The following is a 16526-nucleotide window of genomic DNA, read 5'->3' as shown; positions in this document are numbered from 1 at the left end:
GAAGACTAGATGCTCGATCCACTACTGCTGCTAGAGCCTGAACCTACCTGGCTGCGGAAGGCTGCGGCAAACCCGCCAATAACCCAGTGCCCGTTTTCATACTTCCCTGTTATATCCACGTCGATCGTGGTGCTGCGGGAGCTTGAGGGGACATCAGCATCCCTTCCTGAGGTGGCGATAAAGCTGCCCAACCCTATGGTGAATCGGGAAGGCCAGGTGTATTCCCCGCCGGATTCCTTGGGCTTCGGCGTGGTGAGGTTGACCGTCACCGTAGGGTCCTCAAACCAGATCGTTGAAAACTGGTACGAGGACGACTTGACGGAGCTTTTATCTGTATCATTCAGCGCGGTCTGCTCGATCAGGCTGTCGTCACCGCTCTCCATCATGTACTGGGTCGCCGCAGTATAGAACGCGATGCTGGAATAAAGCCCTGCCACCGAGTTTTCGTCGGCGTTCTTAGGCTTGATAGGTTTCGGCACGTTCTTCGCGCGTTCGGTGCGGGTCGCCTTACGATACTCCCCTGCCGAGGTATCGTATTCGTCGATCTTCGCTTCGCCGCTAAAATCGCTGCGGTAGCTTGCCGTAGCATCCGTCGGGAGCGGCTTCACGCTGCCGACGTTGGATGCGCATCCAACAAAAGCGAGCGCAGCACCTGCGCCCAGCACGCCGAGGGCGGTTCTGCGGGATACAAACGACTGTGTCATGAGAAAGACCTTTCATCGATGGCGACTATTGTTGTAACACTATTATCCCGGATACTCCCGGCCAGTACTATCCCTGGAATTAGGCACTCAGATTGCCCGCTGAGCCAAAGCTAGAAGACAAGTCGGTATTGGTGGGAATATCGATCAGCAACCAGCGTCCGTTGTTATATCGTGCCTTAAACTCTCCGTCGTGAACGTCTTTCTTTGCCTCGCTGGGAATGTCTATCGCAGTGCCCTCATACACTACAAAATTACCTGTTGAGAATGTGGTCGTTGCCGCCCATGTGTAGACATCACCGTTCTGGGTGGGAGTCGGATCTTTGAGCGTAAACGTCATTTTAGGGTCTTCAAACCACATATTTTCAAGCTCTTTCACGCTGCTTTCCTCAAAGGCTTCGGCTCCGTTTATTCCTCCCACAAAAGTAATTTCTTTGAAGGGGGAGAAATCGTTGGTCATAATTCCGTAGGTGAAGGCTGCCCCAAGAAATCCAAATAGGGAGTAGAGCCCGGCAGAACTTTTCTCGGTCATCATGGCGGTTTTCACCGGTTTCGGCACGTTCTTCGCGCGTTGGGTACGGGTTGCGCGCACGTATTCTCCTGCGGAGGTGTCGTAGCTGTTGAACGTGACCTCACCCGAATAGTCGGCACGGTAGCTCGCGGATGCGTCCGCCGAGAGCGGCTGCACGCGGGAGGCGCATCCGGCGAAGGCAAGCGCGGAACCGGCGCCTAGCACGCCGAGGGCGGATCTGCGGGATATGGACGAGGAAGTCATGGGCGGGTACCTTTCTCATGGAAACGGAAAATACGGCGTCGTTACCGGTATTTTCGTTCGGGGAGAGATGTTACCGTGACGGGCGCATCCTCTATTATCCCGGAGTAGAGCCGCAGTACAGGTAATTATGACACTCCCACCACAAACAAGCCCCGCAGATATAGACCAAGCCCGCAGAAACGCACGTGTTTCTGCGAGCTTGTCCCATATTTACGTCCGATGCGGTTCAGCCTGAAAGAGGTTTAGAACCCGAATCCTCCGCCGCTGCCGGAACCGGTGGATGCGCCACCGCTGGCACCAGAAGACGCGGAAGTCTTGGGCTTCAGGTCAATTTCCCAGGTACCATCTTTATAGGTACCCGTAAAGGTATATGGCATTTCCTGATGCCGCGATTTCTCAGGGATATCTATCGCCTGACCATCTCGAACCATAAAGCTGCCCAGATTTATCGATAACTTTCCTTCCCAGGTATAGTTGTCGCCCTCAATCTTGGGCTGCGGAGTATCGAGAGAAGCTTTGACAGTGAAGTCCTCAGACCAAGACTTATCTGGTGCCCCAGAAGATTTCATCTGTTCTTCAAGCGTTGAGACTTGTTCTTTGTTTTTAATATTGCTCTCCTTAAGAGCGCTGCCATCTGCAGTCATAGAGATATACTGCATACCAGCAACAAGAAAGGCAATATTCTGGTAGAAGCCCTCCACCGATTTATCATTCAGGTTATCGGGTTTAATAGGTTTCGGAACGTTTTTTGCGGGATGCTCACGGGTTGCGGGCTCATAGTTCCCGGCGGAAGTATCAAACTTCTCAAGCTTGACCTCGCCGCTGTAGTCGTCACGTTTCGACGAATCAGAACCGCCGCCATTAGAATTACTGGTTGAGCATGCGGCAAGAGCAGCCGCCGCAGAACCGGCGCCGATCACACCAAGAGCGGAACGGCGGGTCAGATAATGTGCTGGGATATTCATAGTATTCCTTTCGGCGCCTTACTTATGCCCGGATAACAATAAGATATCCGTGTATTAGGGCAGAGAGCTTAAGCGCTCCTTGTGGTTGGGTTACCTCTAACTATCCTGCCATGTGTCATGATTTATGCTTGGGATTGCCGCAGGTATTTCTGCATATTCCCAGGTTGAGGCCGTTCAGTTGAATATTTGCTGTGTACGCGCATTCGTAATTGTGAACACCCTCAGCGCCTTTATTTCTTTGCCTCCGGTGTAGGTACAGGCGTGGGGGTTAGGTCTTCTACACGCATCCTAAAATGTGAGAAAAGGTCGGTTCTTTCGGGTGCTCCCACAATCTTTTCGGGAACGCTCACCTTACACCACCAGCGGCCGTCACGATGCACCGCGGTGAAGGTGGTCTGGGCAACTTCGTACCGTTTCGCGAGAGAAAGGTTTACGGTCTCTTTCTCGCCCACCTGAAAGGTTCCGTAATCGAGGGTGGTCTTTCCTTCCCAGGTGTAGGTATCACCCTTGATAGTCGGTTCGGAGGTTTTGAGGGTTACCGTGGCTGTGGGGTTATCGAACCAGACGCGCCCTTCACGCATTAAAGAGAACGCTTTTTCGTCTTTTTCGCCGCGCATGACACTATGTCCCGGCTCTGCGGCGGCGCTTTCGTCATAAAGTCGGGTGTTGCCGGTGGTGTTCATATATTGGAGGGCGGCGGAAATATAGGCGATCGTATTGTAAAGCCCCTGCACAGATTTATCGTTCATATGCTCGGGTCTGATGGGCACAGGCACGTTCTGAGCCGGGTGATCACGAGTTGCAGGTTTAAAGGCTCCTGCAGATTCATCATATGTATCGAATTTAACCTCACCCGCAAAATCGGTGCGGGTTTCGTCAGAGTTTGTGGTAGATCCTTGGTTTCTTGATAGGCAGGAGGCAATAAATCCCGCTGAGCCTATGCCCAACAGCGCGAGTGCGGAGCGGCGGGGAAAACGACGGGAGGTGTGGGAGGGCATCGAAATGGTGTCCTTTCAGCGCCTTTTACCCGTGCATCAAGGCGCAAACTGTGGTTGGGTGTATTCCCATTGTGTACATGATGTAGAAATTCATGCGAGGTTTAAGTGTTCCCTGAGCAAAGATTCAGCTAAGAGCGCGGAAAACCCGCAAGAACACCGTGTTTCCTGCGGGTTTTCTTTAAGTAGGAACCTACACTCGGTTCTCCTAGACGATTGCGCGGTATTGCTACTGTGCCCCGCCGCTGCCGGATGCGCCTTCCTGCGGAGCCTGCTGCTGCGGGGTTTGCTCCTGGTTCTGTCCCTGCTGCTGATTCTGGGAGCCACCCTGAGCGTCTGAAGAACCTCCGCTGCTTTGCTGAGGATAGGACAACCACCAGGTACCGTCTTTATAGATTCCTTTGAAGACCGCAGGCGCTTCTTCTGTCATCTTCTCTTTAGGGACATCTATAGCCTGACCCCCTATCACAACAAAGGAGCCGTTGGTAGCCTTCATCTTTCCGTTCCAAGTATAGGTGTCACCGTCAGTCTTGGGTTGAGGGGAGTCTAGAATGGCAGTCAGTTTATGGTCCTCAGCCCAGGTTTTTTGCTTTTTCCGTTCTTCAACAGCTTGTTGAACCTGATCGGCAGGGAGCTTATTCCCCTGAGGATCAAGAGCAACTTCCATAAATGGGGCAGGATCATTGGCGTTATTAAAGTACTGCCATGACGCAACCATGTACCCGATAGCCGCATAGAAACCAGCGACGGATTTCTCACCCATCTGCTCTGGTTTGAGGGGCTTGGGGAAGTTCTTCGGGGGCTGTTCCTTGGTGCCGGGCTCGTACTTACCCGCAGAGGTGTCGTAGTTGTCGAATTTCACCTCGCCGCTGTAGTCCTTTTGGTCTTGGCCGCCGGATGCGGAGGAGCCTGACCCGCCAGCATTATTTGCCCCGGAACAGGCAGCAAGAGCCACCGCCGCAGAACCGGCGCCAAGGAGCCCAAGCGCGGAACGGCGAGAGATATTCAATGAAGACATGCTAGTCCTTTCGGAACCCAAGCCCTGACACTCGGGTGGTATCGATCATCGGAGGTACAGCATATGCATATACCCGCTATCCATCACGATAACGAGAAAAGAATACTCTCGCCGTAAAATTTCGCTAGATGCCAAACAGCGAACCGGAGCTGCTGGAGCTTGACGGGCTAGGACTACCGGAGGCGGCCGAATCCTGATTTGGGTTCGTAATCATCCATTTGCCGTCCTTATAGGTTCCCTTGAACGTAACGTCTTGACTCTGTTCCTTGTTCAGTTCCCGGCCCATGCCCCCACGACCACCCATACCGCCGATTTTTATGGTAACGCTTCCATCCCAGGTATAGGTGTCGCCGTCCATCTTCGGCTGCGGGGTCTTGAGGCTACTGGTAATTTTCATGTCATAAAACCACACGACTCCCCCGGTGCCCATCTGCTTAAGCTGCTCAAATTGCGGCGCAGGCACCTTCTGTCCGGTGTTGTCTACCATAACCTCCATCAGGGGTTCGAGGTCAAAAGACTCGAAGAAGTACTGGAAGGATGCAAAAAGGTAGCCGATAGACGAGTAAAAACCTGCCGCTGACTTTTCGTTAGCGTTATCCGGCTTCTTCGGCTTCGGCACATTTTCGGCGGGGTGATCCTTGGTTGCGGGCTTGTATTCTCCCGCAGAAGTGTCAAAGTTATCGAACTTGATCTCGCCGCTAAAGTCGGTGCGCTCGCTTTGAGAGCTGACACCGTTAACGCCTCCAGAGCACGCAGCAAGCGCCACGGTCGCAGAGGCAGCACCCGCCAAACCAAACGCGGTGCGACGTGAGAGACGATACGCATGTGTGTTCATGATATGTGTTTCCTTTCAGCGCTCAGGCTCATGCTGAAACCTGGGCGCATATGCAGATGCAACTAGCAGGTCTTAAATAAATTTAGAAACCGAAAAGTGACCCGGAGCTCGATGAGCTTCCGGATGTTGAAGTGGCCTCTGGGTCTGTCATACGCCACTGACCGTCCTTATAGGTTCCCTTGATAGTTATATCGCTTGTTTGATCTTTACCCGCCTGCTGTGCAGCATCAACACTGCTCCCGATCCCATCATATTTAATGGTGCCTTTTGCATCCCATGTGTACGTATCACCATCGACTTTAGGCTGAGGAGTCTTCAAGGAGATCACGACTTTAGGATTAACGACCCATGCGAGGTTGGAGGATTTCATCTGTTTAAACTGGTCATAATTTCCTTGTGAATCCCCCAGAACTTCAATTAGTGGTTCGGGCTCTAGGTCCTCCAACAGGTACTGCATTGCAGCCGCGAGATAGCCGATCGCCGCATAGAACCCTGCCGCAGATTTTTCATTCATCTGAGAAGGTTTAACGGGTTTAGGCACATTTTGGGCAGGTTTGTCTTTGGTTGCTGGTTCATAATTCCCAGAGCGTTCGAAGCTGTCAAACTTCACTTCTCCGCTGTAATCTTTTCCATCTCCATTAGAGCACGCAGCAAGCGCCACGGTCGCAGAGGCTGCACCCGCCAAACCAAACGCGGTGCGACGTGAGACATGTAGAGCGGACATTCTTTTTCCTTTCATGGTGCGGACTTCTTAGCCCGAATATCTGTGTGGTGTTTCTAGAGTGAAAATTCTTGAGACGATCCAGATCCTGACGAACCCGAGGAGCTGCCGTAGATAGCCCACCAGCGCCCTTCCGTATAGGTTCCGCGGTAGAGGGTATCTGATGTCTCTGTCTCAGACTCTCGGCTTACTCCACTCGGCCCGTAAAAGGTACCCAGCGAAAACGATATTGTTCCCTCCCAGGTGGCACTCGTACCGTTCATCGTCGGTTCCGGACTCTTGAGAATCGCCTTAAATTTGGGGCCGCCAAACCATGATTTACTGCTCGTGGTTTGTTGTTTCAGCTGGTTAAATTTAGATTCCAGGACATCTTTGTATTCTGGTGGAAACGCATCCGCCACAAGGCTAAAGTCCAGTGTTTCCATGGCGTACTGCATGGCTGCCGTCGTATAGCCAATCGCCGCATAAAATCCTGCCGCCGACTTATCGTTTATATCTGAGGGTTTCGTCGGTTTAGGCACATTCTTTGACGGGTGATCTTTCGTGGCAGGCTCATAGGCGCCCGCGGAGGTATCGAAACTCGTGAAGCGAACCTCGCCTGCATAATTGCTGGAGCTAGATGAAGAACTGGAACTAGATGGAGAGCTGGAACTAGATGGAGAGCTGGAACTAGAGCTGGATGCGGTTGCCCCCGCACTCTGCTGCTCGGATGCGATTCCTCTCACCTTCGGAGCGCAGGCGCTCAGCACCATCGCCGAGCCCACCGCACCGGCTGCCGCAAGAGCGGTTCGGCGCGAAAAATCATAGGATCTTTCTGACATATTTCATTCCTTTCGGCGTCTTAATCGTCAACGATTAAGACCCCTGTGATGTGGCTGGGTACCTTACTATTGTGCCGTTAACCCGCACAAACATGCGTTATATGACGTCATCATAAGCTGTTATATTTTTCTCATCATCCCTGCACACGCCCAAGAGCCAGCGCCGAGCGCATCCCTTCCAAGCACGGTACAACGCTATGGTGTAGCTGTAGAGCTCTGTGAGGCTACGGTCTTTGACCGTGTTTCAATGCTCCAGCGCCCGTTGGTATACGTTCCTTTGAAAACCATGTCTTCGGTATTGCTTTTTTGCCGTTCCGTTAGGTCGTTTACCTGCCCACGATCAACACGGTAGTTCCCAAACTCCATAGAAAACTTCCCTTCCCACGTATATGTATCACCTTCCATCGCGGGCTGCGCGGTATTCAGGGAGATAGTGACACGCGGGTTCTCATACCAGTTTTGCCCTTCCCTCATACGCGCCAGTATTTGCTCATTTGAGGAATTATGAACATAGTGTTTCTCATCCTCGGTGAGCGCACTGTCATCGTAAGGACCGGTGTCACCGGTGGCGAACATATACTGCATAGCGGCGGCGATATAGGCTAGGCTCGCGTAAAACCCGGCAACGGACTTTTCATCTGCATTCTCAGGTTTGATAGGTTTGGGGACGTTCTTGGGAGGGGTGTCTCGTGTGGCGGCTTCAAAACTACCGGCAGAATTATCATATTTTTCGAGTTTGACTTCTCCGGCATAGTCACTGCGTTCATTCGAGCATGAAGCAACCGTAAAAAGCACCGCACCGGCACCCGCAGCACCCAGCGCGGAACGACGTGTTAGCGCATATTCCACCGTGATTCCCCTTTCGCGCGGCATCAAAATGCGGGAAGTCCCTTCATTATCCACCTTAAGTAGAGGTTTATAGCAGATTTCAGCGGTATGCGCTCTGTGAGATTTCGCTCGATTCTGCCAGAGGATAAAGCGGGAGCGGTGCTTCGCAGACCGATCTTGACCTCCACGTATTTTTATAGATAACCCATAAAACAACGAGGTTTTTACGTTCCGCAACAAAGAAACTGGAGAAGTTATCCACAGGCATACCGGTACTTTTTTATGCAACTTTTATTGCTTTCTAACGAAAGGACGTTCTTCTGCACACTGCGCTGAGTACCATAGAAGAGTATGTTCCGACATGACGAGAGGATATCTCATGGCTGAAATCCCTACTTCCGAACCCCAAGTTGGTGCCCCGCCGGTCGTAACTCAAGCACCGCCTAAACTTAACCAAGCGGGAGCTATCGACCTTGTAAAACGGGAAACGCGTGCCCCTGAGGTTGCAACTATCAGTCATGAAGCAGACGAACTGGCTATCACTCTCAACAACACCGATCTGAAGTCGCCTTCACTTCTCGATACCCTCGAAAATACGATTTCAAGCTACGGTTCCGATACCTTCAACGGCATCGACATGGTTACCCAGCGCCTGCTCAATATGCAAGAGCTTGAGCTTGCGCCGGACTCCCCACAAACCAAAGCATCTCAAAATCTGGCGGAACTGCGTGCACAAATCAACTCGTTGGATTACAGCGCGATTGACGGTACCCCTGGTAAACGCGGCATCGCAAAACGCCTGATAGGGCGCGGCAAAAGCAAAATCGAGAAATTCTTCTACCAGTACGCCAGCGTCAACAGAAATATTGAAGGCATCAGCAAAAAACTGAAAAAATCCACCGATGCGCTCGTCATGCAGCAGGCGGAACTCGTGAAACTGCGCGAGAAACTTCAGGAAGGCATGACGGATTTGAACGAGAAGATCGCAGTTCTTCAACAGTTCTCCGATATGGTGCGTGCCGCCGCTGAAGAAACTCGTCTTGAAGGAGATGAAGAAACCGCGCGCATCTACACCGAGAAGGTTCTATATGTGACCGAACAGCGCATCAGCGATCTGCTCACTAAACTTGAAATTGCTGGGCAGGCGTACCTGACAAGCGATGTTGTCTCCAGCAACGGCAAAGAGCTCATTCGCGGTATCCGTCGTGCCGAAGACACCACTTTATGGGCATACAAAATGACCGCCTATATCGCCCGTTCCTTAGGCATGCAGGAAGCGGTTCTGCAGCAGCTTGGCGCCCTGAAGCAAACCACCGAGAACGCTATTATGCGCAATGCCGATATGTTGTCTTCGCAGGCTACGCGGATCCAGCAGATGGCGTCCCAACCCGCAATCGACCCGCAGGTTTTGGCGCAGGCACATGGAAAAGTACTTCAAGCGCTCGACGAAGTTTCCGCATTCCGTCAGGGGGCGGTAGAAGCATTCGCCCAGTCGAACCAGATGCTGCGCGAACTGACAGCGGATTCCCTTGAACGCGTTACACGAAGGAATAATGCCCCCGAATCCCCTGCACACGCCAGCGGAACTCCCACAAACCGCGCGCTCACCCAGAATTAGAGGCACACGTGGGCGTTATCAAACGGTTTTTCGGTGTGCCGGACGATTCCCCGGTCCGCTCCCAACAAGAAAGCGTCACGGATGCCCCGGCGCAGGAGTACGCCTTGGCTCATTCTTCTGCCCCGGAGCCCACGTACCTGCGCCAGTCCCAGCATGTGCTGGATGATGCCTCGAATTATTTGGCGGATTTTGCCGTATCTGTACCCCCGCGCGCACTCGTACCCGCCTTCGAGATGGTCGAAACCTACCGCAAAATAACGGCAGAAACGGGCAGTGATACCCGCACGACCCTGCCCTCAACGACGGAATACACGCTCCAGACGGCGTTAACCACCTATGTACCGAATCTGTTGACTGTCTATACCCGCACGCACAACCCCACCCCGGAGCAAACCTCCGAGCTGGTGCAGGCTCTTACTGATGCAAATCAGGAATTCGTCACAGCGCTTAACCTTGTGCGGGCAGATAACAGCCTTGAACTTGAAACGCACACCCTGTTCATGCGCAAGAGAATGGCGGTATAAATGGAACTGAGCATTGGTCAGAACGTCAATCTTACCCAGGAAGCACCCGATCTTGACCACGTGCTGGTAGGACTGCGGTGGCGCACCGACGAACCGCTTCTACGTGAATCTCTGGAGGCAGGGGTACTTCTTACCTCGAACGGCAAACTAGTTTCGCGGCAAGACTTTGTATTTGCTCACCAGGTTTTAGACCGTGCGGGCAGTGTTCGCCGCCGCGAGCTCATGGGCGACGATCAGGTGCAGTTCGATCTGCACCTTCCCACTGTGCCCCAAGACGTAGATTCCCTGGAGGTTGTGCTCTTCACAAACGGGGAAAGTACCGTGCGGCTCAACCGTGCCAGCGGGATCCGAGCACGCATGATAAACCCTACCACCGGAAAAACAATGTTCCGTGCCCCACTCGTGCAGGTAGGTCGCAGCGCAGCGGTACGGCTGATGCAGGTGTACCGGCACCGCGGTGAATGGAAAGTGCGAGCTGTGTGCGATGAATGGCATAGTGTTTCCGCCATGCTTCAAGGGTTCGGGTTATGAGTCGCTACAGTTTTATCACTGCCTACATAGCGGACCCTGAGCCGCGGGCGCATCCTCAAGCATCCCCCTCTGCTGCTGCAGTAGCAAACCGGGAGCCGCAGTCTGCAGATATTCCCTCTGACCAGCAAGGGCACCAGAGGGCGCAGCATACTCAGCGGAGTATAAGCCGCCAGGCGAACCGAGCGACGGGCGCATCCGGGACAGCGCAGCCGGTGCAGCACCGGCAGATTAAACCCCCAAATATGAGCAAATCTCGCGGGACGGCAACCTACACCCCGGAATCGGCTGAATCTTGGCAGCATTCTCAACCCGCAGACACGGCAAAAACCATAACTCCCCCATCCGAACACCTGCGTGAACCGCACTGGTGGGGTCACATCCCCAATATCGCCGACGCTCACCCGAGCGAACGTCTCTTTATGCTCGATGCGGTACAAGCCGCCGTAGGAGAACTGCGTATTACTGGAACCGATATGACTGCATTCCTGCTGAACTGGGATGGTGAGAGTGTTATGCTGTCGGGTTCATCCGCTCCCCCAACTGATGCTGTCTCTCGGATGACCCGAATATCGCTCAACGCAGCAGGCACAGTTTTGACAATTCCCCCTAAATCTTTGACGCTACTGCGATCTTTAAAACTGATCGGCAGGAATCTTCAGCTCACTAATCCCGATATACGCATAACCCGGGATTTAGGAGAGGGTACGCTAATATTAAGTGAGGATGGTTACGTTACCTGTGCCATCGCCCTTCTCAGCGAATATCAACACCATAAATAGAAAGGAAAATATAGTGGCTGCTATTAAGCTCACCAAAGGAAACCCCATCAATCTCACCAAAGAGGCACCGGGCCTGAAAAACCTCACCATCGGACTGGGTTGGGACCTATCCCTCGCGGGTGAAGCCTATGACCTTGACGCATCCGTCATGATCACCGACGAAAATGACAGGATCCTTTTTGACGATGCATCCCTCATCTTCTTTAACAATCCCACCAGCCTTGACGGCGCGGTCGTCCACACCGGTGACAACCGCACTGGCGATGCTGAAGGTGACGATGAGACCATTATCGTGAACCTCGATAAAGTAGACCCAAAGGTACAGCGCCTTCACATCCTCGCCTCTATCTACGAAGGCGAAAAAACCGGTAAGAATTTCGGTGTAGTGCGTAACGCTTATGTACGTCTAATAAACGACGACACGAATGAAGAAATCGCTCGTTACGACCTTTCCGAAGACTGCTCGGCAGCGCCCGCTGTACTCTTCGCAATGGTGTACCGCCACAACGGCGAATGGCGTTTCAAAGCCGTAGAAGATCCATTCACCGGTGGTCTGCCGCATCTGCTGACCTCCTACGGTTTCACCGTTTAACAACCTGCCTTATCTATAACGCGAAGGAGAGCCTTCTGCCCTCATGGCTTTATTAAAATTCTTCAAATACGATCTCTTGATTACCCTTGCGGCACTTATAGGTGCCGCCTTTTATGGTGGTATTGTCGGCATGGTATCCGCCGCGATCCTGATTGTCCTTGAGATCGTTTTCTCATTCGACAACGCGGGTGTGAACGCAAAATACCTAGACAAAATGTCGCATGCATGGCGCAATATCTTCTTGACAGTCGGTGTGCTAGTCGCTGTTTTTGGTATGCGTCTTATCTTCCCCTTCCTGATCGTCTGCCTGGCAGGCAACGTAGGTCCGGTTGAAGCTTGGAACCTTGCAATGGAACGCGGCGACCCGCATACGCCCGGAACCTACGGGTACATTTTGGAATCCGCCCACCACACCATCGCTTCCTTCGGCGGCATGTTCCTGCTCATGCTCTTCCTTTCCTTCCTCTTCGAAGCTGGTAAGGATGTCCACTGGCTATCCGTGATCGAGAAACCGCTCGCCAAAGCCGGGCACTTTGATTCCATGCCTGTATTGGTTTCCGGGGTTATCTTAGTGACGGCTTCTCAGCTTTTCGGTGCCGAGCATCATGAGCAGTACACTATTCTGCTCTCGGGGCTTCTGGGTATGCTCACCTTCTTGGCGACCAACGGCCTGGCAACCTTTATGGAAGACCGAAACGAATCTCAAGAAGAATCCCTGGCGAATGTTGCCGTACTTACCGGTAAAGCAGCATTCTCCATGTTTATCTTCCTAGAAGTTCTTGATGCTTCCTTCAGCTTCGACGGCGTTCTCGGCGCATTCGCGGTAACCTCAGACCCCATTATTATTGCTATCGGTTTGGGCGTGGGCGCGCTCTTCGTGCGGTCGATGACCATTTACCTGGTCGAAAAGGGAACCCTTCAAGAGCTGCGCTACCTGGACCACGGCGCGCACTGGGCTATCGGCGTTCTCGCGCTTATGCTTCTGGCAACCCTCAAGTGGGATATTCCCGACTACGTGATCGGCCTTTCCGGCATCGTCTTTATCGCCGGGTCGATTATCTCCTCCCGCAAGGCAAACCAAGCGGAGGCAGCACTAGCGGAAAAGACTGCAGAACCTGACGCTCCGGTGCAGAACACATAACCGCAGGCTCAAGGGCACATAGCCCTTAAGCAACACGGTGGGCGACGATGCGGACGCAGCGTGCGCCGCGCATCCGCCCACCGTATTTTTATGACTACATGACTACATAACTAACGAAGGGTACAGGCACTGTGGCTATTAACCTGTCAAAAGGTCAGAAACTAGATCTCTCGAAAGACAGCTCGCTCACCCAGGTTCGTTTGGGCTTAGGCTGGGACCCCATTAAAACCAAGGGACTCTTTGGGCGTATCAAAGAGAAAGCGGTCGATCTGGATGCTTCCGTGATCGGATATGATGCAGCCGGTAACCTGCTTGAGGTCGTTTTCTACGGGTCGTTACGCTCGGTCAATGGCTCTATTATTCACCACGGAGATAACCTGACGGGTGCAGGCGAAGGCGACGACGAGGTTATTGATATTAACCTCCCAGGCGTGGATGCGCGCGTTGCTTTCTTGGCACTGGTGATTACCTCATATTCCGGGGACCAATTTAGCAACGTTGACAACGCCTTTGTGCGCGTTGAAAACGTTGCTAACCGCCAGGAGATGGCACGTTTTTCGATGACGGAAAAGGGCTCGCATACGGGGCTCATGGTAGCCCTGCTGGCACGCGTAGGTCGCGGCTGGGAGCTTCGGGCTATTGGAGACCCGCTGCCCGGCGCGGCACGCACCCCGCGCGATGTTATCGACCCTGTAAAAAGGTACCTTGTCTAAAAATTTGGCGTGCTGTGCACGTGTTCAATAGCGGCACATCAGGTGTACATAGCGGCAGTTTTATTCCTCTTTATGGCGGTAAGAGCTGTCTTTGGAATGTTTCTGTGCGCATAGTACTGATAGCAAAAGCTGGTCCCGCATGCATCAATAGGGTGCGTGCGGGACCAGCTATATGCTCTGAAAAGCACAATCATTCATTCAATTACTGGCACCTAGAATGTTTTGATCTGCCAGGCACCATCAGAATACTTACCCTGAAAATACACCGAAGTTTCTGTCTTACGTTGTTTTTCATCGGTGTAGTCCTCGCTAGTTCCATCAGGGAAGGCACGAAACTCTCCTAAATCGATGACCATCATACCGCCCCAATTGTAGCCGCCACCGCTTGCTTTTGAGGGACGGGGAGAGCGCATGGCAAACGTTACTTGAGGGTTACCAAACCAAATCTCACCATCTTTGATCCTATCGAAAGAGGATTGATCATTTTTTAAGAAACCATCCTTTTCGCTTTGTGCCAATGCAGACTTATTGATCATTTCGTCGCTTCCCGTCTCAAAAAGGTACTGCAATGCCCCTGCCATAAAGACTAGATTAGCGTAGAAGCCATCTGCTGAGTTCTCTTTAGCTTTATCATCTAAAACAGGTTTAGGGATATTCTTTGCTGGATGTTCACGCGTTGCGGGTTCATACGCGCCAGCCGACGTATCGTACTTATCGTTTTTGATAGTAGTACCGTAGTCTTTTATGCTCTCCGAGGCTGAGGCGGAAGCAGAGGATGAGGACGATGAGCTTGACGCGGACGATGAAGAGCTTGAAGAGCCGCTAGCGGCGGCATCGACGGGTTTTACGGAGGCGGCGCATCCGGCAAGAGCAATGACAGAGCCAGCGCCAACGACGCCTAGTGCGGCACGGCGGGTTACATCATGAGGTGACATGGTGTTGTTCCTTTCGGGGCTTCCGTAACGCTGCAGGGCAGGCGACTGCGGGAAGCACGGGCGGCGAGCGCATGAACTCGCCATGGGTGTTTCTCTCTACTCTAGTGTATCGGGACTGCGGGAGCCCGTATATCTGCCGTTCTAGGGTCTTAAAATACGGTAGTTTTTCGCGCGATGCGCCGCGCTGGGGCATTTCAACGCTGCACACCAGCGCTCCCGATTTTCTTGAGATTACAAAAAGCCCCGCAAGATCGTAGAAATCTTGCGGGGCATAAATACTAAGTTAGTAAGTTAGCTGGTATTATCGTGTCCAATTTAGTGAGTGCTGATCATACTCCACTTATTATCGGAGTACGTTCCTACAAAACTTACAGATTCCGTATTGGTCCTTTCATCAGCCGAAAAATCAACCGCAGTATCTGCGTTTGCCATAAAAGCACCCTTGTCAGTCGACATTTGGGAACCCCACTTATAACGGTCACCGCTAATTTCGGGCGCAGATGTTTTCAGTTCAGTAGTTACTTTAGGATTATCCAGCCAAATTTCTCCGCTCTTTATTTGAGAGAATATTTTTTTAGTCTCAGGATCTTTATAAAAAGCATTAACCTCTTCTTCGGTAAAAGAGCTCTTACGCAGAGGAGCATCATCCCCTGTGGCAAATAGATATTGTATGCTGGCTGCAATATAACCAATATGCGCGTAGAAAGCCTCGACGGACTTTTCGTTAGCGTTCTCCGGCAGCTTCGGAACAGGAACGTTCTTCGCGGGCTCGGTGCGAGTTGCGGGCACGTACTCCCCTGCCGACGTATCGAAGCTGTCGAATTTGACCTCGCCCTTGTAGTCCTTAGCGGGTTCCGATTTGCTGGAGCTTGACGAACTGCCGCTGGAGTTCGAGTTTGAGTTCGACGAAGAACATGCTGCGAGCGCGGCCGCAGTGCCAGCACCCAGCACGCCCAGCGCTGCGTTACGGCGAGTCACGATCAACGATGACATAGTATTCTTTTTCCTTTCATATGTGCCTCATTCAGAGCGAATAAGGCATAAATCTAGTGAGGTTCAGAACCCCGACCTCTCTAAAAACAACAATGTTTTAGATGGAGAATCCGCCGCTTCCAGCAGCACCTCCGCTACTGCGAATAGTCCACGAGCTGCCCGAATAGAGGGCCTCGAAGGTAATATCCGTATCAACGTGTTGTTTACTGGACTCCACATCTTTACTCATGGAGTTCACAACGATGTAGGAACCCATATTCATCTTCATCGTGCCATCCCAGGAGTAGAAGCTGCCGCTGCTGCTCGGGGTTGAGGTGTTCAGCGAGAACACAACGGTCGGGTTGTCCAGCCAGGCATTGCCCTCTTTGATCATTTTGAGCATCTCTGAAGCACTGGTGTTACTGGACAGACTCGACTTTTCAGATGATACCAGAGCGCATTTCTCGAAGGGCTCCATATCGCCGGTCTGGAAGAGGTACTGCATAGAAGCCGCGATATAGGCGATGTTTTCGTAAAGTCCGTCTATGGTTTTCTCGTTGGCTTTATCAGAGAGCAGGGGTTTGGGAACGTTCTTCGGCTTCTCAGTACGGGTTGCAGGTTGGTGTTCACCTGCGGAAGTGTCGTACTTTTCGAGTTTTACATCGCCGGTGTTTTTCGAGTTACCGGGCAGAGTAGATGCGCTCGATGATGAACTTGAGGATGAAGCGCTTGACGACGATGAGCTCGCGGAGGACGAGCTCCCCTGCCCGAGGTTCGCGGGTTTGACGGCGGGGGCGCATCCGACGACGACGGTGGCAGATCCTGCGCCCAGCACACCCAAGGCGGCGCGGCGGGAGACATGGTGGGGTAAACGGGTTGGCATGTTTGCCCTTTCATCGGTGCTCTCAGGGGATGCGGTTACGAGCGAGGTTCCGGGTCTCAGCACATCTTTTTGCCCAAAACTGCGCAGTCAGGGGCGGAAGATAAGCCTCAACTTCCCAGTTTGTTGCTCCATACCAGAGACATTACGTCGATTGTATCTTAGAGCTTTATTGAACCCCG

Annotated in this window: 19 protein-coding genes; 7 read left to right on the top strand and 12 right to left on the bottom strand. The window is 52.6% G+C overall.

What is annotated here, in order from left to right; all coding sequences use genetic code 11:
* Positions 1-5: 5 nt before the first annotated feature.
* The 9 genes from HMPREF2981_RS04565 to HMPREF2981_RS04525 form a co-directional block, all read right to left on the bottom strand.
* The gene (locus HMPREF2981_RS04565) at positions 6-704 is read right to left on the bottom strand and encodes a DUF6318 family protein (RefSeq protein WP_070661121.1); all 699 of its coding nucleotides are present in this window, start codon (positions 702-704) and stop codon (positions 6-8) included.
* Positions 705-783: 79 nt separating this feature from the next.
* Complete coding sequence (locus HMPREF2981_RS04560; protein ID WP_070661118.1) at positions 784-1476, bottom strand: DUF6318 family protein; 693 nt, start codon at positions 1474-1476, stop codon at positions 784-786.
* Between the two features lie 242 nt (positions 1477-1718).
* On the bottom strand, positions 1719-2441 hold the full coding sequence (locus HMPREF2981_RS04555; RefSeq protein WP_070661115.1) for a DUF6318 family protein: 723 nt from the start codon (positions 2439-2441) through the stop codon (positions 1719-1721).
* Positions 2442-2671: 230 nt separating this feature from the next.
* A complete protein-coding gene (locus HMPREF2981_RS04550; RefSeq protein ID WP_070661113.1) occupies positions 2672-3439 on the bottom strand; it encodes a DUF6318 family protein in 768 nt (255 codons plus the stop codon).
* Positions 3440-3665: 226 nt separating this feature from the next.
* Positions 3666-4454 carry a DUF6318 family protein gene (locus HMPREF2981_RS04545; RefSeq protein ID WP_070661110.1) on the bottom strand — a complete coding sequence of 263 codons (789 nt, stop codon included), beginning with the start codon at positions 4452-4454 and terminating at the stop codon, positions 3666-3668.
* A gap of 124 nt (positions 4455-4578) precedes the next feature.
* On the bottom strand, positions 4579-5289 hold the full coding sequence (locus tag HMPREF2981_RS04540; RefSeq protein ID WP_070661109.1) for a DUF6318 family protein: 711 nt from the start codon (positions 5287-5289) through the stop codon (positions 4579-4581).
* A gap of 82 nt (positions 5290-5371) precedes the next feature.
* The gene (locus tag HMPREF2981_RS04535; RefSeq protein ID WP_246825292.1) at positions 5372-6013 is read right to left on the bottom strand and encodes a DUF6318 family protein; all 642 of its coding nucleotides are present in this window, start codon (positions 6011-6013) and stop codon (positions 5372-5374) included.
* A 53-nt stretch (positions 6014-6066) separates the two neighbouring features.
* The gene (locus HMPREF2981_RS04530) at positions 6067-6831 is read right to left on the bottom strand and encodes a DUF6318 family protein (RefSeq protein ID WP_004006398.1); all 765 of its coding nucleotides are present in this window, start codon (positions 6829-6831) and stop codon (positions 6067-6069) included.
* Positions 6832-7026: 195 nt separating this feature from the next.
* The gene (locus tag HMPREF2981_RS04525; protein WP_246825290.1) at positions 7027-7680 is read right to left on the bottom strand and encodes a DUF6318 family protein; all 654 of its coding nucleotides are present in this window, start codon (positions 7678-7680) and stop codon (positions 7027-7029) included.
* Positions 7681-8038: 358 nt separating this feature from the next.
* Here HMPREF2981_RS04525 and HMPREF2981_RS04520 point away from each other — a divergent pair, with 358 nt between their 5' ends.
* The 7 genes from HMPREF2981_RS04520 (at position 8039) to HMPREF2981_RS04490 (ending at position 13557) form a co-directional block, all read left to right on the top strand.
* Positions 8039-9277, top strand: a complete 1239-nt coding sequence (locus tag HMPREF2981_RS04520; RefSeq protein ID WP_070661103.1) for a toxic anion resistance protein — start codon at positions 8039-8041, stop codon at positions 9275-9277.
* Positions 9278-9285: 8 nt separating this feature from the next.
* A complete protein-coding gene (locus tag HMPREF2981_RS04515) occupies positions 9286-9801 on the top strand; it encodes a hypothetical protein (RefSeq protein ID WP_070661100.1) in 516 nt (171 codons plus the stop codon).
* A complete protein-coding gene (locus HMPREF2981_RS04510; RefSeq protein WP_004006394.1) occupies positions 9802-10332 on the top strand; it encodes a TerD family protein in 531 nt (176 codons plus the stop codon).
* Positions 10329-11111 (top strand): hypothetical protein, encoded by a 783-nt coding sequence (locus tag HMPREF2981_RS04505; RefSeq protein ID WP_246825288.1) that lies wholly within the window; start codon positions 10329-10331, stop codon positions 11109-11111. Before HMPREF2981_RS04510 ends, HMPREF2981_RS04505 begins: the two co-directional genes overlap by 4 nt.
* A 13-nt stretch (positions 11112-11124) precedes the next feature.
* Positions 11125-11703, top strand: a complete 579-nt coding sequence (locus tag HMPREF2981_RS04500) for a TerD family protein (protein WP_070535753.1) — start codon at positions 11125-11127, stop codon at positions 11701-11703.
* Positions 11704-11746: 43 nt separating this feature from the next.
* A complete protein-coding gene (locus HMPREF2981_RS04495; RefSeq protein ID WP_070661097.1) occupies positions 11747-12844 on the top strand; it encodes a DUF475 domain-containing protein in 1098 nt (365 codons plus the stop codon).
* A 131-nt stretch (positions 12845-12975) separates the two neighbouring features.
* On the top strand, positions 12976-13557 hold the full coding sequence (locus HMPREF2981_RS04490) for a TerD family protein (protein WP_070661094.1): 582 nt from the start codon (positions 12976-12978) through the stop codon (positions 13555-13557).
* A 212-nt stretch (positions 13558-13769) separates the two neighbouring features.
* On the opposite strand, the gene HMPREF2981_RS04485 is transcribed toward HMPREF2981_RS04490, so the two are convergent.
* From HMPREF2981_RS04485 to HMPREF2981_RS04475, 3 genes are all read right to left on the bottom strand, one after another.
* A complete protein-coding gene (locus HMPREF2981_RS04485; protein WP_246825287.1) occupies positions 13770-14576 on the bottom strand; it encodes a DUF6318 family protein in 807 nt (268 codons plus the stop codon).
* 231 nt (positions 14577-14807) lie between these two features.
* Positions 14808-15485, bottom strand: a complete 678-nt coding sequence (locus HMPREF2981_RS04480) for a DUF6318 family protein (RefSeq protein ID WP_070520378.1) — start codon at positions 15483-15485, stop codon at positions 14808-14810.
* 97 nt (positions 15486-15582) lie between these two features.
* Positions 15583-16347 (bottom strand): DUF6318 family protein, encoded by a 765-nt coding sequence (locus HMPREF2981_RS04475; protein WP_246825284.1) that lies wholly within the window; start codon positions 16345-16347, stop codon positions 15583-15585.
* Positions 16348-16526: the final 179 nt, after the last annotated feature.

The sequence above is a fragment of the Rothia sp. HMSC069C01 genome (assembly GCF_001814655.1).
GTDB classification, from domain to species: domain Bacteria; phylum Actinomycetota; class Actinomycetes; order Actinomycetales; family Micrococcaceae; genus Rothia; species Rothia dentocariosa.
This window is presented reverse-complemented; position numbering and strand designations above follow the sequence as displayed.